General features: G+C 61.4%; 19 protein-coding genes, 1 tRNA gene, 1 other RNA gene and 1 pseudogene. 8 read left to right on the top strand and 14 right to left on the bottom strand.

Annotated features, from left to right (window positions below):
• Positions 1-155 precede the first annotated feature (155 nt).
• Together Q0X21_RS08020 and Q0X21_RS08025 are read right to left on the bottom strand one after the other, a co-directional pair.
• The gene (locus Q0X21_RS08020; protein WP_297851385.1) at positions 156-758 is read right to left on the bottom strand and encodes a glycoside hydrolase family 25 protein; all 603 of its coding nucleotides are present in this window, start codon (positions 756-758) and stop codon (positions 156-158) included.
• A gap of 6 nt (positions 759-764) precedes the next feature.
• Complete coding sequence (locus Q0X21_RS08025) at positions 765-1,289, bottom strand: NUDIX domain-containing protein (RefSeq protein WP_297851386.1); 525 nt, start codon at positions 1,287-1,289, stop codon at positions 765-767.
• An 86-nt stretch (positions 1,290-1,375) separates the two neighbouring features.
• Between Q0X21_RS08025 and Q0X21_RS08030 the strand changes: the two genes are divergently transcribed.
• Positions 1,376-2,173 carry a hypothetical protein gene (locus tag Q0X21_RS08030; protein WP_297851387.1) on the top strand — a complete coding sequence of 266 codons (798 nt, stop codon included), beginning with the start codon at positions 1,376-1,378 and terminating at the stop codon, positions 2,171-2,173.
• A 28-nt stretch (positions 2,174-2,201) separates the two neighbouring features.
• Here the strand turns inward: Q0X21_RS08030 and Q0X21_RS08035 are convergent, their stop codons facing one another.
• The 6 genes from Q0X21_RS08035 to Q0X21_RS08060 form a co-directional block, all read right to left on the bottom strand.
• Positions 2,202-3,179: a S1 family peptidase gene (locus Q0X21_RS08035; RefSeq protein WP_297851388.1), complete on the bottom strand. Its 978-nt coding sequence runs from the start codon at positions 3,177-3,179 to the stop codon at positions 2,202-2,204.
• On the bottom strand, positions 3,157-3,315 hold the full coding sequence (locus tag Q0X21_RS08040; RefSeq protein WP_297851389.1) for a hypothetical protein: 159 nt from the start codon (positions 3,313-3,315) through the stop codon (positions 3,157-3,159). Before Q0X21_RS08040 ends, Q0X21_RS08035 begins: the two co-directional genes overlap by 23 nt.
• Positions 3,316-3,356: 41 nt before the next feature.
• The gene (thrC, locus tag Q0X21_RS08045; RefSeq protein WP_297851390.1) at positions 3,357-4,805 is read right to left on the bottom strand and encodes a threonine synthase; all 1,449 of its coding nucleotides are present in this window, start codon (positions 4,803-4,805) and stop codon (positions 3,357-3,359) included.
• Positions 4,806-4,878: 73 nt separating this feature from the next.
• Positions 4,879-5,181 (bottom strand): hypothetical protein, encoded by a 303-nt coding sequence (locus Q0X21_RS08050; RefSeq protein WP_297851391.1) that lies wholly within the window; start codon positions 5,179-5,181, stop codon positions 4,879-4,881.
• Positions 5,182-5,210: 29 nt separating this feature from the next.
• A complete protein-coding gene (locus Q0X21_RS08055; RefSeq protein ID WP_297851392.1) occupies positions 5,211-8,273 on the bottom strand; it encodes a bifunctional [glutamine synthetase] adenylyltransferase/[glutamine synthetase]-adenylyl-L-tyrosine phosphorylase in 3,063 nt (1,020 codons plus the stop codon).
• A gap of 19 nt (positions 8,274-8,292) precedes the next feature.
• Positions 8,293-9,615 carry a glutamine synthetase family protein gene (locus tag Q0X21_RS08060; protein ID WP_297851393.1) on the bottom strand — a complete coding sequence of 441 codons (1,323 nt, stop codon included), beginning with the start codon at positions 9,613-9,615 and terminating at the stop codon, positions 8,293-8,295.
• Positions 9,616-9,713: 98 nt separating this feature from the next.
• Here Q0X21_RS08060 and Q0X21_RS08065 point away from each other — a divergent pair, with 98 nt between their 5' ends.
• Positions 9,714-11,309, top strand: a complete 1,596-nt coding sequence (locus Q0X21_RS08065) for a CYTH and CHAD domain-containing protein (RefSeq protein ID WP_297851394.1) — start codon at positions 9,714-9,716, stop codon at positions 11,307-11,309.
• Between the two features lie 3 nt (positions 11,310-11,312).
• Here Q0X21_RS08065 and Q0X21_RS08070 read toward each other — a convergent pair whose 3' ends face one another.
• Positions 11,313-11,519 (bottom strand): hypothetical protein, encoded by a 207-nt coding sequence (locus Q0X21_RS08070; RefSeq protein WP_297851395.1) that lies wholly within the window; start codon positions 11,517-11,519, stop codon positions 11,313-11,315.
• Positions 11,520-11,663: 144 nt separating this feature from the next.
• On the opposite strand from Q0X21_RS08070, the gene Q0X21_RS08075 reads away from it, so the two are divergent.
• On the top strand, positions 11,664-12,893 hold the full coding sequence (locus Q0X21_RS08075; protein WP_297851396.1) for a galactokinase: 1,230 nt from the start codon (positions 11,664-11,666) through the stop codon (positions 12,891-12,893).
• Here Q0X21_RS08075 and Q0X21_RS08080 read toward each other — a convergent pair.
• From Q0X21_RS08080 to Q0X21_RS08100, 5 genes are all read right to left on the bottom strand, one after another.
• Positions 12,890-14,287 carry an RNB domain-containing ribonuclease gene (locus tag Q0X21_RS08080; RefSeq protein WP_297851397.1) on the bottom strand — a complete coding sequence of 466 codons (1,398 nt, stop codon included), beginning with the start codon at positions 14,285-14,287 and terminating at the stop codon, positions 12,890-12,892. The genes Q0X21_RS08075 and Q0X21_RS08080 overlap by 4 nt on opposite strands.
• Positions 14,288-14,313: 26 nt before the next feature.
• Positions 14,314-14,719, bottom strand: an RNA gene (gene rnpB / locus Q0X21_RS08085) — RNase P RNA component class A.
• A gap of 34 nt (positions 14,720-14,753) precedes the next feature.
• On the bottom strand, positions 14,754-15,878 hold the full coding sequence (locus Q0X21_RS08090; RefSeq protein WP_297851398.1) for a bifunctional RNase H/acid phosphatase: 1,125 nt from the start codon (positions 15,876-15,878) through the stop codon (positions 14,754-14,756).
• A 14-nt stretch (positions 15,879-15,892) separates the two neighbouring features.
• Entirely contained in the window at positions 15,893-16,570 is a 678-nt protein-coding gene (locus Q0X21_RS08095; RefSeq protein WP_297851399.1) for a C4-type zinc ribbon domain-containing protein, read from the bottom strand.
• Between the two features lie 57 nt (positions 16,571-16,627).
• A complete protein-coding gene (locus Q0X21_RS08100; RefSeq protein ID WP_297851400.1) occupies positions 16,628-17,764 on the bottom strand; it encodes a Nif3-like dinuclear metal center hexameric protein in 1,137 nt (378 codons plus the stop codon).
• A gap of 56 nt (positions 17,765-17,820) precedes the next feature.
• On the opposite strand from Q0X21_RS08100, the gene Q0X21_RS08105 reads away from it, so the two are divergent.
• The 5 genes and pseudogenes from Q0X21_RS08105 to Q0X21_RS08125 form a co-directional block, all read left to right on the top strand.
• Complete coding sequence (locus tag Q0X21_RS08105; RefSeq protein ID WP_297851401.1) at positions 17,821-18,462, top strand: HAD-IA family hydrolase; 642 nt, start codon at positions 17,821-17,823, stop codon at positions 18,460-18,462.
• A complete protein-coding gene (locus tag Q0X21_RS08110) occupies positions 18,459-18,926 on the top strand; it encodes a low molecular weight protein-tyrosine-phosphatase (protein WP_297851402.1) in 468 nt (155 codons plus the stop codon). The genes Q0X21_RS08105 and Q0X21_RS08110 overlap by 4 nt, the downstream gene beginning before the upstream one ends.
• Positions 18,927-18,931: 5 nt before the next feature.
• The gene (locus Q0X21_RS08115; RefSeq protein ID WP_297851403.1) at positions 18,932-19,804 is read left to right on the top strand and encodes an SURF1 family protein; all 873 of its coding nucleotides are present in this window, start codon (positions 18,932-18,934) and stop codon (positions 19,802-19,804) included.
• A gap of 45 nt (positions 19,805-19,849) precedes the next feature.
• Positions 19,850-19,925 (top strand) — tRNA-Val (locus Q0X21_RS08120).
• Positions 19,926-20,026: 101 nt separating this feature from the next.
• A pseudogene (locus Q0X21_RS08125) lies at positions 20,027-20,510 on the top strand (hypothetical protein); the annotation flags it as partial.

Raw genomic sequence — 20,510 nt, forward strand, 5'->3', positions numbered from 1 at the left:
GGTGCTGCGCCGCGGCCAGAAGAACCAGCCGATGCAGCAGTACCAGCAGCAGCAGTTCCAGCAGCAGCAGTTCCAGCAGCAGCCGATGTACCAGGCATACCCACCGCAGCCGGGTGCCCCGCAACAGCCGGGCGTCCCGCAGCAGAACTGGCCTGCTAATTAACGCGACGAGCGTTGACGTCGACGCTATAGCCCGCAACCGCGCCACGTGAGCCAAACTGCCACATCGTAGGGGTTTGTTTGCCGATGTCGCGGGGCCAGGGACGATCGTCGATAAGCATGCTCGGAGAGCCGTGATCATCTCGGCCGTAGTCGGCGACCCAGACCGCGCCGAATTCTGCGGTGGCAGCGCCGAACATACGCCGCCGCCAGTAGCGCGGGTAGGTATAAATCCCGGCCACGGGAATGCCCGCGGCGTAGAAGAGATCGCGTGCTTCACGCACGTGCTCAAGGCGCAGGCCGGCTGGTGTTTCGCAGTCGAGCCACATCGGCACGATATTGTCCCCCATCACCGCGCAAGCAGCGGCGACTTGCTCCGCGATGGTCGTGCCCTCCGACGGGTTACGCAGGTAGTGGTAGGCCTCCACTGGAAGTCCCGCGCGCTGCGCGTCCTCAAAATGTGAGCTGAATGTGCGGTCCTGATACGTGCCATCGGTAGTACGGATGATCACGAATTCAATGCCCTCCGCAGCAGCCTGGACAAGGCTCAGTCCGTCTTGATACTCGCTGACATCAATGCCGATCTGAAACTGAGACAAGGGCACCTAGCGCTTTGCAAAGCCCATGCGCGGGTTGAATGCGGCCGGGTGTTTGCGCTGCGCCACAGCATCGGCGATGACCAGACGCCACTTGGGGTCGGTGACAGGCATTTGGGCGATGGAGAACCAGCCGACCTCGCTCGACTCATCGTCACCGACCACCGGTGTGGCGGCGGGGTCGGTCGGCTCAAGGCGCAGGGCAACAGACATGTAGCTGGCATTATCGCCGTTGGCGTGCACGATCGGGCCCACGGCGCCCGCACCGAGCAGTGCTGCCGGGGTGGCACGAATGCCGGTTTCTTCCTCGACCTCACGCACAGCCGCATCGTGCGGTTCCTCATTCGGGTCGCAAATACCGGTCACAGGGGTCCACTGACCATTATCAGCGCGCTTGACTAGAAGGACCTCGGGCACCGCCCACGGCGAATCATCCGTGGAATCGCGCAGGACGACAGCCACAACCGATGGGATCCACATCAGATCCGTGCCGATTTTCTCGCGTGTGGCCACGATGAATTCCGGGATGGGCATCGAGGTTCCTTTCTTTGATTCGCCAATTACTCGCCGCACAAGTCTACGTCGCTTGGTTGGGTGGGTGAACTAAAGTCATATGCATTATGAGCTCGTCGGTTCCGCAGAATCAGCCCCGTCACCGTATTTCCACGCCCGTATTCATCGTTGGTTTCGGTGCGCTGTTCATCGCCTGCATTGTGCTTGCTGTTGGCGTGATCAATTACGAGTCGGGGGCATCAGAGCGCATGGATAAGGCTGCTTCTACTGCGTCTTCACCGCGCGCTGCGGCGGTGACCACGGTGACGGGTTCCGATGGGAAGCCAAGTGTGTCGCCTGTGCCGAAGCCGGCGCCGCCGGAGACGAGTGAGGAGCAGGTGCGGGCGTCGATACGCGCGCATTTCATTGCGGATGCGAAGACGACTCGAACGTTCACTGGTGTTGCGGTGACGGGCGATGTCACCGAGCTCGCGTTGACGGATTTACCGGAATTCACAGGCCATGTCAGCCGTCTGCTCGAGCAGAATTGCGTTGATTCGCTGGGGTTGACCACTCCGGATAATGTGCGCGTGACCTTCAATGGTTTTTGTTACTCCACGCTGCCTGCTGAGACGATCCAGCGCATGCTCACCGTCGCGCTCGACGGCGAGGCAGATTCGATCGATTACGCGCACAACCCGGCTTATGGCAATTCAAATTACGTCACCATGACCTGGTACACCGACAGCGAGAACGCCGCGAAGCGCATTCATGAGACGTGGAATGACGTGCGTCGCCCCCGCGCCGTGGAAGAGATCCGCTTCTACACCTATTCCCCCGAGATGGTGCACCGTCTCACACGTGCGCGCGGCAAGGTTGATGCGTGGTGGCACGATCCGATGATCGCGCAGGATCACGGGGCTTAGGGGCTTTGCTTATCCACGCCGCGGCTCTTCACCACGTCTGCCCCACCCAGTCCACGCCGGGCACAACACGGTCGATGACTTCCATGACCTGCTGGTAATTGGAATAGGACATCATCTTGGCTTCAGCGCCGGGTGTGTCGCATGGTTCGTCCGCACGACCTGCTTCGGTGCCGGAGACCACTCCGATGATGCTGGCACGATCCCCAATGATCTTGAACACTGGTCCGCCCGAATCGCCCGGCAGTGCGCAGACGTGGGCGATGTCGCCGAAGGTCTCACGCTCGGTGTCGTTGTCGGTACGGATGATCTGCGTGCGACTAGTCGCCTCGTATTCACCACAGGTAAATCCAGTAGTGGCACCGGTCTTACAAATGCGTTCCCCTGGTGAGATCTCCCCGGAATACAGGGCCGTCTCGATCGGCTTGCCCACCAGATCCATGTAGCGGTCGGGGTCGGTGATCTCGATGATTCCGACATCGATATCCCCTACCTCGCCCACGTCTTCGCTGTAGAGCCCCGAGTAGATGTAGTGGCCTGCTTCAACAGCGAAATCATTGACGGTTTCCGCCGTGGTCGGCCACACCAGGTCGCCTTCTTTTCCACAGTGACCTGCAGTGACGGCATAGTTACGCCCATCAGGTCCGCTGAAGCTGAAAGCGACAGTGCATGACTGCGCGGTGAACTGCTCACCCGGCTGTGGGTAATGATCCGTCGCCTGGATCTTCGTTCCTGGCGCCCACAGCGCGAATGTCGGTGAGGACACTCTGAACCCCATCGCGGGGTCGGCATCTTCCTCACCCTGCGGGTGGGCAGGAGTTTGTACCTCGTTGCGTTCCTGACGCTCCTGCGCAGTCGGTGTGGGGTTCTGGGCGGTGGTCACGCCCAGCCACGCCACGGAAGCCACGACGAAAGAGACGATCACCACCAGCGCTGCCCACAACGTCTCATTGCCGGCAGAAGGTGACGCAGCAGGAGCCAGGTGATTAGGAGTGCTGCTCTCCGGCATCGGATTTACCCGTCTCTTCTGCGCCACCCTTTTCGCCCTTCTCGCCGAATTCCTTGATCAGGTTCATATCGCGAAGAAATTTCTCCGGATCGAATTCGGTGTAGTGCTCTGGTCCTGCGAATTGTTCCTGAGCCATGGGGAATCCCTCCTGCTGCCGGTTGCTTAGGTGGTTAAAGTCTACTGCCCAGCGCCAGCTGACCGATCTTCCTGCTCAGCGATGTATTTCTTCACCGCATCTGCATCATTCGGCATATCCACGACATGACGGTCCGCATCCATAATGTGTGCAAAGCGCTCCGGAACATCCGGTTCTTCGCCGGTGGCCTCAACGATGGTCTCGGAGAATTTCACCGGCAGGGCGGTCTCCAGCACCACGATCGGGGTGTCCACCTGGTCAGCCACACCACGGGCAACGAAGACACCGTCAGCAGTGTGCGGGTCAATGAGCACGTTGTGGGTGGCGTGAGTGTCACGGATCGTCGATACGCGATCTGCGTGCTTGGACGAACCGGACAGGAACCCGTAGCGGGTGCGGATCTCCTCCATGATGTGATCCTCGAGCTCGAAGCCATCACCCTTGGCCTTCACTCCGAAGAGTTCAGCGGTCTGGTGCGCATCGCGTTCGATGACGTCGAAGATGAAACGCTCGAAGTTGGAGGCGCGGGAAATATCCATCGACGGCGAGGACGTCGCGTGTGTCTCCGCTGCGGAACGCGGGCGGTACTGGCCTGTGGTGAAGAACTCGTGCAGCACGTCGTTCTCATTGGTGGCCACGATCAGCTTATCCACCGGCAGACCCATCTGCTTCACAATGTGGCCTGCGCAGATATCACCGAAATTGCCCGTCGGAACGGAGAAAGAGACCTGCTCGTCGTTGCTCTCGGTGACCTTGATGTAAGTAGACACGTAGTAAACCGTCTGGGCGAGCAGACGTGCCCAATTGATGGAATTCACCGCACCAATGTGGTGCTTTTCCTTGAACGCGGCATCCGCGTTGACTTCCTTGACCACGTCCTGGCAGTCATCGAAAACGCCATCGAGAGCGATATTGAAGATATTCGGCTCGTCAAGCCCAAACATCTGCGCCTGCTGGAACGGGGTCATGCGGCCAGCAGGCGTGAGCATGAAGACATTGATGTTGTGGCGGCCGCGCATCGCGTACTCCGCCGAAGAACCAGTATCACCCGAGGTCGCGCCGAGAATATTCAGTGTTGCCTCGCGGCGGGCAAGCTCGAATTCAAAGAGCTCGCCGAGCAGCTGCATTGCCATGTCCTTGAATGCCGCGGTAGGACCTTCGGACAGGTGCGCGATGAACAGGCCGTCCTCGAGCTTGCTCACCGGGACGATCTCCTCGTCTGCGAAGACCGGGGTACGGTACGCATTCGCGGTGAGCTCTTCGATCTTGGCCGGCGGAATATCGCTAACGAAGAGTTTGACTACCTCAGCGGCCAACGCTGCGTAGCCACCCTCGGCGAGCACGCTGCGCCACTGCGTGAGGCGCTCGTCGGTAATGCGTGGGTAAGCCACGGGGACGTACAAACCGCCGTCGGGGGCAAGCCCGGACAGCAGGATGTCGGTGAACTTGGACGGGGCAGCTGATGTGTCGCGCGTTGAGATGTAATCCACCCATTGGAGTCTACGTGCCCTTGCTCACTAATTGATAGGGAGGGGGTAGCGCGCCGCCGTGTTTTCCAAAACGTTAACGCCTGTGCGCGCCGGGAGGATCCTGCCGTCCGGTGAGAATATCCATGATTCCGCGCACAGCATTCTCGCCCAGCACAGGCATAACGCGGTCCTCAAAACCGGCGTTATCGCGGGCATGATGCTCTTCAGCTCTACGCGCCATGCTTACCGACGGCGCCGCCACCGACACCTTCAACGTCGTGCCGTCCAGCTCCACCGAGGTGGCGGAATCAGCGCCGGCAGTGCGTGCAGCTTCCACCAGCGCGACGAGGTCGCCATACGTCGCGTCATTCAAATCGATCGACAGGTTCACAGCCATGCCCGCCAGCATAGTTGTGCTGGCGGCACCTAGTCGTCGTATTCGAAGGACGGCTCTTCGCCCCAGAACACTTCTTCCACCACGCGGTGAGCCCGGCGCGTGGTTTTCAGATAGTGGTCCAGGAAGGCTTGCGCATCATGCGGGTCATAGCCAGCGGCACCGGCGACTTGGTTGAGCTGCGCGCCCGGGCCAGGCAGCTGGTCGGTACGTTTGCCAGTGACGAGTACCAGGGCGTTGCGGGCTTCGGTGGCGAGCAGCCAGGCGCCAGTAAGCGTGCGTGCTTGTGGTGTAGTGATGATGCCGTTGGCTTCGTCTGTGGCCAAAAAATCCAGCACCTCAAGCGTAGAAGTGTTGTGCAATTCCTCGTACTCATCGGCGTGCATCATGGTGAGTAGTTGGACAGTCCACTCGATATCCGACAAGGCGCCACGGCCCAGCTTGGTGTGGGTGGCCTTGTCCGCACCGCGGGGCAGACGCTCGTTGTCCACGCGTGCCTTGATACGGCGGATCTCTTGGATGTCAGCCTGGGTGGCACCGCCCTTGGGGTAGCGGAATTGATCGATGCGCTGGAGGAATTCAGTGCCCACTTCCCTATCACCGGCGACATAGGTGGCACGCAGCAGTGCTTGTTTCTCCCACACGGCACCCCATTCTTTGTAGTAGCGCTCGTACGAGGCAATGGTGCGCACGACCGGCCCGGACCGGCCTTCCGGGCGCAGGCCCAGGTCGACTTCGAGTGGTGGGTCGCCGGACGGCTTGGACAGGCGTTTGCGCATCTGATCGATGATCTTGGCGGCCCACGCGAGTGCTTCTGCTTCCTCGACGCCTTCGGCAGGTTCAGCAACAACGATGACATCTGCATCGGAGCCATAGCCCAGCTCCTGGCCACCGAGGCGGCCCATGCCGATCACGGCGATGCGCGCGAGTGGTTCTTCGACGCCGCGCTCGATCAGATCGGCGCGGATCTCGGCACGAATGCCGGCTTCAAGGACGGCGTCCCACACCCAAGAGAGCTGCTCGCAGACTTCGCGGACATCTATGAAGCCGAGCAGATCAGCCGATGCGATGCGAGCGAGCTCCGCGCGACGCAGTGAGCGGCCGATCTTCACTGCCTTGTCGGGATCATCATGGCGTTTGGTCGCGGCCACGAGTGCTTTGTAGACACGGTCGGGGGCGGTGTCGAGGAGCTTGGGTTGGGAGGCGCCGTCGCCAAGCTGTTTCACCACATCCGGGGCGGAAATGAGCAGGTTCGCTGCGTACGGCGACGTGCCCAGGATGTGCATGAGACGCTCGCCCACCACGCCTTCATCGCGCAACATGCGCAAGAACCACGACTTGTCCACCGCTGCTTCAGACAGCTTCCGGTAGTTGAGCAGCCCAGCATCCGGATCCACGGTCTCCCCCAGCCACGCCATGAGCGTGGGCAGGAGGATTTGCTGCAACTTCGCCTTGCGGGAACTGCCTTTCGCCAGGGCAGAAAGGTGCTCGTAGGCGCGGTCCGGGTGCGTGTAGCCGAGCGCTTTCAGGCGGGTTTTCGCAGCTTCCGCGCCGAGCTGCGCCTCTCCGACACTCATGCCCGCGATCGAATTCAAAAGCGGACGGTAGAACAAACGCGTGTGCAGGTCGGTGATCTTCTTGCGCTCTTTTTTCAAGCGCCGGTCGAGTTCATCAACAGCATTCGCCGTCGGCGAAGTGATAAACCCGGAAGTGAGTGCCAGCCAACGGCGGTTTTCCACATCATCATCAGCGGGCAGCGTGTGAGTGCGCTTGAAACGGTGCAGCTGCAGGCGGTGCTCCAAAAGGCGCAAGAATTCATATGCTTCGACGAGGTCAGCGGCATCCTCACGGCCGATATAGCCACCAGCGGACAGTGCCTCGATCGAGGTAACGGTGTTCTGCGTCTGCACCGAAGGATCAATACGCCCGTGCACCAATTGCAGAAGCTGGACGGCGAATTCCGCATCGCGCAGGCCACCAGAGCCAAGTTTGAGCTCACGGGACCGCATGTCTTCCGGCACATTCGACAACACGCGGCGACGCATCGCCTGCACGTCTTCCACAAAAGAATCACGCTGGGAGGACTCCCACACCATGGGTCGCAGCCGGTCGTAATACGCCTGGCCGAGCTCCATGTCGCCCGTCATTGGGCGGGCCTTCAGCAGCGCTTGAAATTCCCACGTTTCAGCCCAGCGCTTGTAGTACTTCTCGTGCGATTCAAGGGTGCGCACCAAGGCGCCGGATTTTCCTTCTGGGCGCAGGTTCGGATCCACATCAAAAAACGCGGCATTACCCACGGATGTCATTTCGCTGGCCACACGAGTGGCATGGGTATCGGCAGGTTCCGCGACAAAGATGACATCCACATCCGAGATGTAATTCAGCTCCCGCGCACCACATTTGCCCATCGCGATGACAGCGAGCTTGCCGTCATATTCATCGTCGCCATACACCGAGCGCACGGCCACAGCCAGAGCAGCCGTCAGCGCGGCATCCGCGATCGTGGTCAACAGCTCGGTGACCTCGTTGTACCCCAGCTCATCTTGATGCGCGCCGTAGCCCTTGAACGCCGAATACGTGCCCGCCAGATCCGCCGCCGCAACGCGCATCACCAGCGTGCGGTAAGCATTTTTCAGCAGCTTCTTCGCCTCAGGTCCACTCACCGCCGCACGGTAAGTGCCCGTGCAATCAATGCTTTTCGACGCCGTCGGGTCCCCCTCCACCGGCTCCGCATCCACCGCCGAAAGCATCGCCTGGAAAATCTCCTCGGAGGTAGGCAACGGTTCTGCGAGTAGCTTCCACTCTTCCGGGTGCGCCACCAAGTGATCGCCCAAAGCTGTGGAGCCACCAAGCAGGGCGAAGAGGCGGACGCGGAGCACGTCGTCGTCGATAAGCGCTTGGCGCAATTCTTCGTACTTATCGCCCAGTGCTTCCGCGAGCCGGAAGCTGGTGTTCAGCGTCAGATCGGGATTGCCCGACCCGCCGAGCGTGTACAAAACATCGTTGTCGCTCCAGCCGAGTTTCTCTAAATCCTCAGCCGCATGCGCCCCAGTGAGCGCCAGTTGCGCAGGCGACGGTGAGCTACTGCGAGCCATGATTCCTTTCTAGAGCTTTCTAGAGATTCAGATTATTGGCCAGTTCCCACGGGGTGATCTGATCTTCGTAGGCATGCCACTCATCCCACTTGGAGCGCAGGAAGAATTCGAAGACCTGCTCGCCCAGCACTTCTGCCATGAATTCGGATTTCTCCAGCACACGCAGTGCCGCGTCCAGCGAGCCCGGAAGGTCCTTATAGCCCATCGCGCGGCGCTCCCGGCGGGTCAGCGCGAACACGTCGTCCACAGCGGGCTCGCCAAGCTCGAGGCCTTTTTCAATGCCATCAAGTCCGGCTGCAAAGATCGCCGCATACGCCAAATACGGGTTGGCGGCGGAATCGATGGTGCGGACCTCGATGCGTCGAGAAGCGCTCTTGTGCAGTCGGTACGTGGGCACGCGCACCATCGCCGAACGGTTAGACACGCCCCATGTCGCTGCCGTCGGTGCCTCCGAACCGAATTGGAGGCGCTTATACGAATTCACCCACTGGTTCGTCACCGCGGAGATCTCCCCCGCGTGCTCGATCAAACCGGCGATGAACTGGCGTGCAGTCTTGGACAACGAGTACTCATCGTCCGGGTCGTGGAATGCGTTGTCGTCGCCCTCGAAAAGCGAGAAGTGCGTATGCATCGCCGAACCGTTGTACTCGCGGAAAGGCTTGGGCATGAACGTGGCTAGCACGCCATTGAATTCCGCGACTGTTTTGACCACGTAGCGGAAGGCGATCACGTTATCCGCCATCGTCAACGCGTCCGTGTGGCGCAGGTCGATCTCCTGCTGGCCTGGCGAACCTTCGTGGTGGGAGAATTCCGTGACAATGCCCATGTACTCCAGCGCGGAAACAGCCTGACGACGGAACCGCGGTGCCTGGTTCTGCTTGGCCTGGTCGAAGTACCCGCCGTCGTCAACAGGCTTCGGCTCATCGCCTTTGAGCACGTAGAACTCAATCTCCGGGCTAGCCATGCACTCGAATCCCGCGTCCGCTGCCTTGTTCAACTGGCGGCGCAGCACCTGGCGCGGATCCGCATACAACGGATTGCCGTCCGGCATAGAGATATCGCAGAACATACGCGCGGTCTGCAGCCCGTCCTCTACATCAAAAGGCAGAGGCTGATACGTCGACGGGTCCGGGAGCAACAGAGTGTCCGACTCCGACACACGAGAAAAGCCCTCGATCGAAGAGCCATCGAAGCCGACGCCCTCATCAAAAGCTGTCTCCAGCTCCGCCGGGGACATCATCACGGTTTTCAGCTCCCCGAAAAGGTCCGTGAACCAGAGGCGGATGAAGCGGATATCCCGCTCTTCAACGTCGCGCAGAACGTTTTCTTGTTGGCTGTTCATGCCCACCAGCGTAGTGAGCTTAAGGCCCTTCCGGAGCAGCATCCGCTCGGTAGAGTGGAAGGTGAGTGAATTGACCCCCGGAAAGAAGGTCAGCCCCAATGAGCTCACAAACATTCATCGAGGTCGAAGCAAAATTCGCGGTGGATGAGACCATCGCGCCCCCCGATTTGACTGCGTTGTCTGCAGTGGCGTCGGCAGGCGAAACTGCCCACCACAGCTTGTCCGCGATCTACTACGACACCGCGGATCTACGTCTCACCCGCGCAAAAATCACGCTGCGGCGCCGCACTGGCGGCAAGGACGACGGTTGGCACATCAAACTCCCCGGCTCTCACGGCCGCACGGAGCTGCACGCCGAACTGTCCGATCCCGCAACCCCGCCCGCGGAACTGCTTGACGCGGTACGCGCGATTATCCGCAACGAACCACTCGCACCCATCGCGCAGGTAGACAACAAGCGCGCCGAAACACCGCTTTTCGACGTCGCCGGTGACCAAATCGCCGAATTCTGCGACGACCGCGTCACCGCGTGGTCGCTCCTGCCCGGTGGCCAGCAGACGTCATGGCGTGAATGGGAAGTCGAACTGGCTGGTGAGCTGTCTGAAACTGTCAGCGGCGTCGCCCTCCTGCACGAAGCCACGTCGCTGTTGATCAACCAGGGCGCACGCAAGTCCGCGTCTGCCTCCAAGCTGGCAACCGCACTCGGTGATTCGGTGGACAACGCTCCCCTCCCGCCGTACCTGAATACGGAGGGCCTTGAGGAGGATTCTCCAGCTAAGGCCGTCGTCGATTCGCTGCGCGTGCAGCGCGACCGCCTCGTTGAATGGGACCCGAAAGTCCGCAACGACGAATGGGATTCTGTCCACCAGATGCGCGTGGCCACTCGTGAGCTGCGCAGCCTGTTAGAAACATTCGAGGGAATTCTCGCCGGCGAAGAAATCGCCCACCTCGAAAGCGAACTCAAGGAGCTCGCTGCGCTGCTTGGCACAGCCCGCGACGCCGAAGTGGTCGAGGCACGCTTCGCGGAACTGCTTGATTCTGATGCCACCGGCATGATTGACGAAAGCGCCGCCGACCACATCCGCGGTGACATGCGCGTCGAATACGAGCGTGCCCACCGACGCATCGTGCGCACCCTGAATTCCGAGCGCTACCTGAAGCTTCTCGACGACATCGACGCTCTCCTTGCCAACCCTCCCCTCGCCGCAAATGCCGGCGCAGAGGAGCTCGACGGTGAGACAGAATCTGCTGAACCGCGTGATTCCGCAGAGATCCTCTTCGACCACCTCGAGGGCGGCTACAAGAAGGTGGCCAAGCGCCACAAGCTAGCCAAGGTGCACTACCACGACACGTCCCTGTCGCTACACGAGCGCGAGGACTATGTTCATGACGTACGCAAGGCCGCCAAGAAACTGCGGTATGCCGCCAATGCTGCCAAGGACAGCGGTTTGAAGGCAGAGAAGCTCTCCAAGGCCTGCAAGGAATTGCAGGAGGTCTTGGGCGATTTCCAGGACGCGGTGACATCACGTGACCGCATTGAAAAGCTCACCGAAGCCGCACGTCGCCGTGGCGAGGACACATTCGCCTACGGCATGCTCTATGAGCGCGAAATCAACCGCGGTGAAAAAGCCCTCGAGCGTTATCCGAAGGCAATGAAGGCTGTGAAGAAGGCCTTCAAGAAGATCGAGCCTTAAGCTCTACTTCTCCCACGAGGCCGGCTGACCCCAGTTGTCGTCGGCCTCGTCTTGCGCTTCAGCGATCTTATTGCGCTGCTTCGCCGTCTCCAGGGCGTGCTCTGCCTCTTCGCGAGTGTCATACGGGCCCATCCGATCATCCCAGGAGCCTGCCTTGCCCTGCGAGACCTCGTGGGTGGTCGGGTGGAAGTAGAATTTCTCGTCGCTCATAGCGTGGCGTCCTTTCCATTGTTTTCTAAGGCGAAGATGCTCTGCTGACAAGGCTACCTGTGGCCGGTTGGTACTGTTGTGAGGGTAATTTTCGCCCCGCCGACCGGGCCCTTTTAGCTGGGCCGAAAGGAAGAGCATTCCCCCATGGCTGTGTGGACCACCCCATCGACCCCTGCGTCTGACCGCATCGCGGAGCTTCACCGCAGCCGCACCGGCACCGCTGCCCCTCACACGGCTGATGCCCCGGGCACGTTCGTCGTGGTGGGTGAGAATGCGGATCACTTCGGCGGCATCACCATCATCGGTCTAACGGAGCTGCGCGCCGCAGCAGCGGTGAGCCCGCGCGAGGATTCCACCATCAACGTGCACTGCGATTTCGCAGGCACAACGTTTGAGGACTCGGTGGAAAACGAGCGCATTGCCAAGCTGGCGGAGCCGGAGGACGAAGAAGCCGAGAACACATCTCACACGGTGGCAGAGCGCTTCGGCGGTTTGATCCACACGCTGATCGGCAGGCAGATGCTCTCGCGCGACACCGCGGGCATGGACATCACGATTGTTTCAGATATCCCGCTCGGAGCCGGGCTCGGCGCATTCCATGCGGCTGATGCAGCAGTCGCCTTGGCACTGCTGGGGAGCGACGAAGAAATCGACGCTGCCCCGCTGCGCACCCGCCTCGCCGAGATCGCCTCGCAGTCTGCGAAGACGTTCTCTGATCTGCCTGTCCTACGGGCACGCCACTCGGCAGCACTGCGTGGCCACGATGGCACTGTTTCGGTGATCGATTACGCAGATGGTTCGCTGACTCAGGCTCCGCACCCGTCGAAGGCAGGCGTACGGGTCTTTTCGGTCGCACCGGCACACGGCGCACCGTTTGTCGACGACACCCGCACCGTCGAAAAAGGCCGCGAATTCATCGACGACGCCTGCACCAATTTCGGTGTTTCCTCCCTGCGCCAGCTGCCCAATGCGGCCGATCGCGTCGTGGAGTGGGTCGATGCGCGCCACCACGTCCACGGCACGGATTCCGCACCAACACTGGAGGATGCCCGTGCCTGGGTCGATTTCGGCGAAACCGAAACCGAACTGGCTGGCAATGCAGCCCGTGCACTGCGCTCGATGCGTGCTGATGAATTCTTCCAGGTCATCGCCCAGCCCGAAACCACTCCAGGACTGCCTACGCCGGATCAGCTCGTTGAGCTGCTCACGTTGCGTGGCGCACGTGCAGCGCGTCCGGCGGCCGCCGGAATGTCGCAGGCAGCGATCGTCTACCTGCCCAATGCTGCAGCAGACGAGACGGTCGCAAACCTCAGCGACGACGGCCTGACCATCGTGGAGATCACGCCCGGCGCGCCAGCTCGCGTGATCAGCTAGTCCGCGGGCCAGGCAAAGAGCACGTCCCGCTCTTCCACATCAGCGCGAACAAGGGACATCGCTACCTCGGTAGCTTCTTCGGGGTGCCCGGCGCACTGGGCGAGCACCGGTGGATCAGCAATGAATACGCGCGCGGTGTCGGCTTCATCATTGGTCTGCAGCACCACGCCGGTGAAATTCTGGCCCAGCCACGGGCGCAGCACAGTCGCTTCCGTCAGATTCAAACACGCGCGATCAACGGTATTGGCCAGCTGGGAGGTGCGGCCCATCGTCTTGATCACGCGCGGGGCATCCTCCCTCACCCACTCCGGAATCTCAGTACCCGCGCACAGCGCCAGGCACACTTCGGTGGCGTAGCGATCCACCAGGCGACGCAGTGGCGCCGTCACATGCGAGTAATACCCACCGATCCCCGCGTGTACCTCAGCTTCGTCCTTGGAAAGGTCCACGTAGCCCGATCCGCGCAGCAGCTTCTGCGCTTCACGCATCACCGCCATACCACGCGGAGTATCCGCATCGACAGACTGCAGGAATTCACCGATATCCGCGCCATCGGCAAGCTCAAAGCCCAGCGCGCGGATCTCACGGCGGAAAGTCTGTTCCGCTGCTTCTTCCGCCGGACGCAGGGTGCGCAAGAAACCAACGCCAGCTTCCTCCATCATTCGTCCTGCCGCCATGCCGGTCAGCAGAGAAATCTCAGAATTGAAGTCCATCACTCGGTGGCGGGGTTCGATGAGGAGTTCAAAGCGGCCGTCGTCAAGCTCGACGACGCGCACTGACGGTATGCGCAAGTTGATCGCATGCCTGCGTAACGACGACTCCGCCCGCAACCTCCCCACCTCCGGCAACAACGCGATCGACGGGTGCAACGTGCCGTTATCCATGTTTTCCTGCACACCGTCATAGTCCAGGCGCGCGACGGAACGGACCAGCGCACGCTCCACATTCGCGTCGGTGAGCTCACCGGCGGAATCGAGCTCAAAGGTCCACAGCACCGCCGGCTTATCCGCATCCGGCAACAGTGAGGCCGAACCTTCCGAAAGCTCCTCCGGGTGCAGTCGTGCTGGCTCGTCCGGCAGGTAAATCGTCTGACCGCGCTTGAGTGACTCCTCGTGCAGGCGCGAACCCGGTTCGATGAATGCCGCAACATCTGCGATGGCATAAAACACGCGGTAGCCATCACCATTTGCTTCGATCGCCACCGCCTGGTCCAAGTCCATGGAGCCTTCCGGGTCAATGGTGACAAACTCGATCTCGCGCGCATCTTTGCGCTGGTCAACGTACCTGTCGTGGGCGTTTTCCGCCTCGGCGTGCAGCTCGGGCGGAAAATCCGTTGGCACGTCAAATTCGGCGGCGATCGCACGGAAATCTAGTGGCGCGGCATAGAGCTTCATGTCGGCCAATTCTGGCAGAAACTGGGCGAGTGAGTCAGCCTATGAGCCGGATTCTGTGCCCCACCTAAGTTTTAGGCGGGGTGGCGATCATCCATCTTGGACACCAGTTGCCCGGTGTCTCCAGCAGCTACCTTCGAACTGGGCGGGCAGCCTCTTAACGTCCGACGATCCCTGCGCGTGGCAGGGATTCTTGCCTTGCTCCCGGTGGGGTTTACCTGGCCGGTTGTGTCACCACATCCGCCGGTGCGCTCTTACCGCACCCTTTCACCCTCACCCGGTTTCCCGGGCGGTCTACTTTCTGTTGCACTTTCCCGCGGGTCGCCCCGGGTTGCCGTTAGCAACCACCGTGCCCTGTGGAGTCCGGACTTTCCTCGACCCCTGCCAGCCCACATGCGTGGCGGTACAGGTCGCCGCGATCACCCGGCCGACTCACTCGCAGCCAGTAACTGTACTCGCCCGGAGCTATTTAACGGAAGTGCGCAACATCGTTGACGCAGCGGATCACGCCAGTTGCGCCATAGAATTCAACAACGCTTATCGACGCCAGATCCAAAAACACATGCCTAAACGTATCCGGCCCTGACTCCAAAGCCTGACGGATCACGGACTTGATCGGCGTCATGTGCGTGACCACCAAAACAGTCTTGCCCTCGTGTGCTTCCTGGACCTTCAAGCGCGTGCGCGTCACGCGACGGTGCACGGTGGAAAGACTCTCGCCTTCCGGCGGCGCCTTACTCGCATTGGCTTCCCACGCAGCGAATTCCTCGCTGTATTTGTTGCGCGCCTCGTCCTTTGTCAGCCCTTCGAAAGCGCCGAAATCAAGCTCACGGAAACCATCGACAGTCTCAATTTCCGTCTCGCTCATCCCCAGTGCCGCCGCGCACGCCTTCGCTGTTTGCTGCGTGCGCTGCGCGGGCGAGGAAATGATCACGTCGATCTGCCCGAATTTCGCCACCGCATTCGCCACAGCTTCAGCCTGCTTGTGCCCCAGCTCCGTCAATGCTGGATCAGAAGAACCGCTGTAGCGTTTCTCCGCGGAATGCTCCGTCTGCCCGTGGCGCACCAGAACGAACCGGGTGCGCGGTGCATCGTGCCCGTGCCAGTGGGCGGGGCTGGCGACTTCGTGGGAGGGGGTGGCGGTGGGCGTCGATAAGCTTTTGGCTTCGACGATGCCTGGCTTGTCGCCCTTGGCTGCGGCGTCCATCGCAACGTTGGACAGCTCGTCGGCCTTCTTATTCTTCGCGCGTGGCACCCACGAATACGACACCTTGTTGAAACCGCTGGCGAGGTCCCGTGCGTCGAGTGCCAGCTTCTTCATGTCCGGGTGCTTGATCTTCCAGCGGCCGTTCATCTGCTCAACCACGAGCTTGGAGTCCATGTAGACGTCCACCTCGCTCGCCCCGAGCTCACGCGCCGCCTCCAAACCACGCAGCAAACCGTGGTACTCCGCGACATTATTCGACGACTTCTGCCCCACGACGTACGCGATCTCCGCCAACGTCGTACCGTCCTCGTCGTAGACGACGCTGCCCGAACCCGCGACCCCCGGGTTGCCCCGCGAACCACCGTCGGTATACACCGTCACCTTCATGCGTGCGCCCTCCCTTAACCCGTGATGCGGATCAGCAAAGTGCCACAATTCGGGCAGGTCGGAAGCTCATTTTCGGGAACCGCCATGACCTCAGCGCGTTCCGCTGGCGGGAGCTGCAAGAAGCAGCTGTTGCAGGTGCGGCCGTTGAAACGCGCAGCACCAACCGTGGCATAAACACCAAGCACGCTCGACGGCAGTTCCGCGCGCAATGCCTCGGTGTCGACCTCTTCCCTTGCCGGGACGGCCTCCGCCGCGCGACGCGCAGCCTCGATCTTGCGATCCAGCTCATCCAACTTCGCGCCGTGCACATCGCGGTTATTACGCAAAGCCTTCACCTCGCCGTGAGCTTCCTTCAGCTCGTACAAAAGGTCCGCAATGCGCGACTTCGCCGCATAACGGTCGTGCTCCAGATCCTTCCGACGCTCCGGATCCGTCTCCGCGGTGAGCTGACGCTTATCGTCCAACTCGCGCTTCTTCAGCTTCCGCTCATCCTCCTGGATGCGCAGAATCTCCGCCTCCAAGTCATCGACCGCGAGCTGTGCAGCCGCCGCCGCATTCGCCAACCCCGGACGCTGCGCCTCGAGCTTTTCTAATTCCTGCTGCTCCGGCGACGCCGGTGCGTCATGAGCCTGGCTCCGCTCCGCCTCCGCAAGCGCCAAAAGCGTGCGTTGCTTATTCAGTTCCAGTTCCACGTCAGCCTTCTTTCCTAAAAATCTTTTCTGTCTTTAGCGCGTTATGAAGCGCGTTCTTTAGCGCGGGTGCGCCGAAATGGTCCACGGATCCGTGCGCAAACTAATAATCCCAGTGGCCACCTCCGGGCACGCCGCCGCGACGATCTCGCTTGCCTGCTCCGTCCACGGGAACTCGCTCGCCCAGTGCGCAGTGTCGATCACGGCCGGCCCACCTGCACGCAGGTGCTCATCCACCGGGTGGTGTCGCAGATCCGACGTCACATACACATCTACGCCCAGACCACGCACCGCGTCCAAAAAGCTGTCACCCGAGCCAGACGACACCGCCACCTTTTGCACCAGCTGATCCGGATCACCCGCCGCACGAACACCCCACGCGGTCTCCGGCAGTGCGTCCGCGACCTGCTGCGTGAACTCTCGCAACGTCATCGGTTCCGGCAGTTCGCCCACGCGCCCCAGGCCCGTCGCCGTAGACAAATCCCCAGTTGGCGCGAGCTGCACCACGTCAAACGCGGGCTCCTCGTACGGGTGTACTTCACGCAGCACCTCGGTCAGGCGGCCACGCAAACGCGATGGTGCAACGAACTGCACTCGCGTCTCGGGCGCGGAGTAGTGGGAGCCGACTTCCCCGTCGGTCGGGTTCGCTCCGGGTTGCGGGGTGAAACCGCCGCGGCCGTCCCACTGGAAGGAGCAGTTGGAATAATCGCCGATGGAGCCCGCGCCAGCGCTAAAAAGCGCGTCCGTGACGGCGGTGATGTCTGAGGGCGGAATGTGAACACCCCACAGGTCGCGGGCGTCGGGGTCGACGACCTTGATCGGGCGACCGGGCGTGATACCAACGAGTTCGGCGAGCTTGTCCGAGACTCCCGGGCGAGCGGAATCAGCGTTGGTGTGCGCTGCGAACAACGCGCAGCCACCGGTCACGAGGGTGTGCACGACCTTGCCCTTCGGCGTATCGGCCGCCACGGACGTCACGCCACGCATGAGCAGCGGGTGGTGCACAACGAGCATGTCCGCACCGAGCTCCACGGCCTTATCCGCAACAGCCTGGGTGCAGTCGAGCGCGAACGCCACGCGCGACACCTCAGCTGCAGGGTCGCCACAGATCAGGCCGACAGCATCCCAACTTTCCGCAAGCCGCGGCGGGTACGCGGTTTCCAGCGCCGCGACGACATCAGCAACAGTCGTAGTCATGCCAACCAAGTCTAGGGCGATTGTCAGTACGGTCTTGCACTGCCATGCTGGAGTGCGTGAATACTCTCCTGCTTGATGTCGACGGCACGCTCATCGATTCTTTCCCCGGCATCCGCGACGGCTTCCTGCATGCGCTGGACACGCTCGGTTGGGAGCACCCATCCGAGGAGTTCATCGCGCGCATTCCGGGCCCGCCGATGGAGGAAACGCTCGCTAGTTTGGGCATGGATGAGGCGACCTGCAAGAAGGGGCTCGCCGCGTACCTGGACTTCACGCATAACAGCGGGTGGAAGAACGCGCAGGCATTCCCCGGCATGCGCGACCTGCTCGAGAGCTGGAAGAGCGAGGGGTTCCAGGTGGTCACGGCGACGTCGAAAGGCGAAGGCTTTGCGCGCGCGATTTTGGAGCGCGAGGGCCTGCTCGAATACATCGACTTTCTGGGGGCGGCGCAGGAGGACGGGCCGCGGCGTAGGAAAGCAGACGTTATCGCGTATGTGCTGGATAATGTGGACGTAGGTCGCGGGCTCATGATCGGCGATCGCCTCCACGACATCGAGGGGGCTGCGCACTTTGGTCTGCCCACGGTGGCGGTCACCTGGGGTTACGGCGCCCAGGCCGAATGGGACCAAGCATGGGCCACGGCGCACACGCCCGCTGAACTCGCCGCTATTGTCACCGCTTTCAAGGAGGACCAATGATCCACATCGACTTCGTGTGCACAGGCAATATTTGCCGCTCCCCGATGGCAGAAGTCATCGTGCGCCAAAAGCTTATCGACGCAGGGTTGGCCGACCATGTCCGCGTCACCTCTTCCGGCATCGGTGGCTGGCACGTGGGCAATCCCGCTGACTCACGCGCCCTGGCTGAACTGTCTGCTGCGGGTTACGACGGCTCCTCCCACCGCGCCCAACAATTCGGTGGCCAGCAGATGGACGCTGACCTGATCGTCGCTTTGGCCACCCGCCATGTCTCCGAGCTCGTCGCCCAAGGCGTACCCGAGGAAAAAGTGCGTCTGCTGCGTTCGTTTGACCCCGCCGCACCTGAAAATGCCAGCGTCGAAGACCCCTACTACGGCGGGCCCGAAGGCTTCACCGTCACGCGCGAGCAGATCGAAGCAGCCGCCGATGGCATTCTGGATTGGGCCCGCAGCCAGGTAGACTGACCCGCGTGAACACGCGCAAGACGACACCGATATGGCGAACCTTCCTCACCCCCGGGTGGGCTCTCGCTCTCGTCTTCGCCCTCGCGTTTTCCTGGTTCGCCATCACCTGGCTGTCCCCCTGGCAGCTAAACAAGGACCACGAAATCAAGGAACGCAACGAGAAAATCGAGGCGGCGTTTGAGGGGGACCCGGTGAACGTCGATAAGCTTCTCGACGCTTCCGCCAACGACGAATGGACCCGCGTTTCCATGCGCGGCCACTACCTCCCCGACCAGGAGCTCATCTTGCGCCTGCGTCCCGTCGAAGGTGCCCCCGCGTTCCAATCCCTCGTGCCATTTGCGCTCGACAGCGGCGAAACCATCCTGATCAACCGCGGCTGGGTACCTGCGGACGAAGGCGGCACCACCGTCCCTACGATCGACCCCGCCCCCGCCGAACCGACCACCCTGAACGGCATCATTCGCATGTCCGACACGTCTGCCATCGACCCCATCGAATCCCAGGGCTACACCATGGTGCAAACCATCAACACCGCCCAGGCCTCCGACCTCACCGGCATCGACATGGCCGACCCCTACGCGCAACTGCTTGCTGATCAACCCGGTGTTCTCAACCCCATCCCCCTCCCCACTCTTGACCGCGGCAACCACCTCTCTTACGGCCTCCAATGGATCGCGTTCGGCATCATGGCGCCAGCCGGCCTCGCTTACTTCATCTACTCCGAAATCCGCGAACGCCGCCGGTACGCCGAAGAGCAAAAAGAAATGGCCACGCTCACCGCTTCCATCGCCGAAACACCCGCCGCACCTCCCCGTTCCCGCTACGGACACTCCCGCTCAAACCCCTGGGCAACCAAGCCAGAAGAGGAACGTACCTAGCCTTTTGTTGTCCAGCGCACCCCCGTGCTAGCATTTCTCCCACGCGCGCCGTTAGCTCAGCTGGAAGAGCAACTGGTTTACACCCAGTAGGTCGGCGGTTCGAGCCCGTCATGGCGCACCAGAAGAACCCACCCGTTGCACTGCGGGTGGGTTCTCCACATTTTCCACAGGCCTGGTTCTTCGCCCTGCGTTTGGTGGCGCCGGCTGCTTATTGTTTGGGGCATGAACGATTTCGCGGTTTATGTTGGTGCCACCAACGCCATCGACTCGCTGGGCAGTTTCGATGCTCAGCTGCTCATCGATGCCGGCGCCAACCCCAACCGTGTTACCGAATGGGCCAGTGTTCACGAGACCTACTACGGGAAAACCAAGCACTCCCGCCAGCAGGCTCAGGCTGTGCGTATTGCGCGTTCGACGTCGAAGTCGTTGGATCAGCTGGTGTTTATTGAGCAGCAGGTCAAAAAGGCCAAGGATCCGTGGAAGACGCGTTTGGCCCTGTTGTCGGTGGAGGGGAACTACGCGACGTTGAAGCGTCGTGCGAAAGACATCGTGGAGGTCCCGGAGAAGCCTGCCCCGAAAACGTCGGTGCGGTTTACCAAATCGCGTAAAGGTAAGCGGTCGTTTACTGCTACCGGTTCTGAGCGTGATATTGCTGCCCTTGAACACGCCCTGCGCCAGAACCTGGATGCCACCCGTCCGGAGGGCC

The organism is uncultured Corynebacterium sp. (assembly GCF_947253065.1).
Classification (GTDB): domain Bacteria; phylum Actinomycetota; class Actinomycetes; order Mycobacteriales; family Mycobacteriaceae; genus Corynebacterium.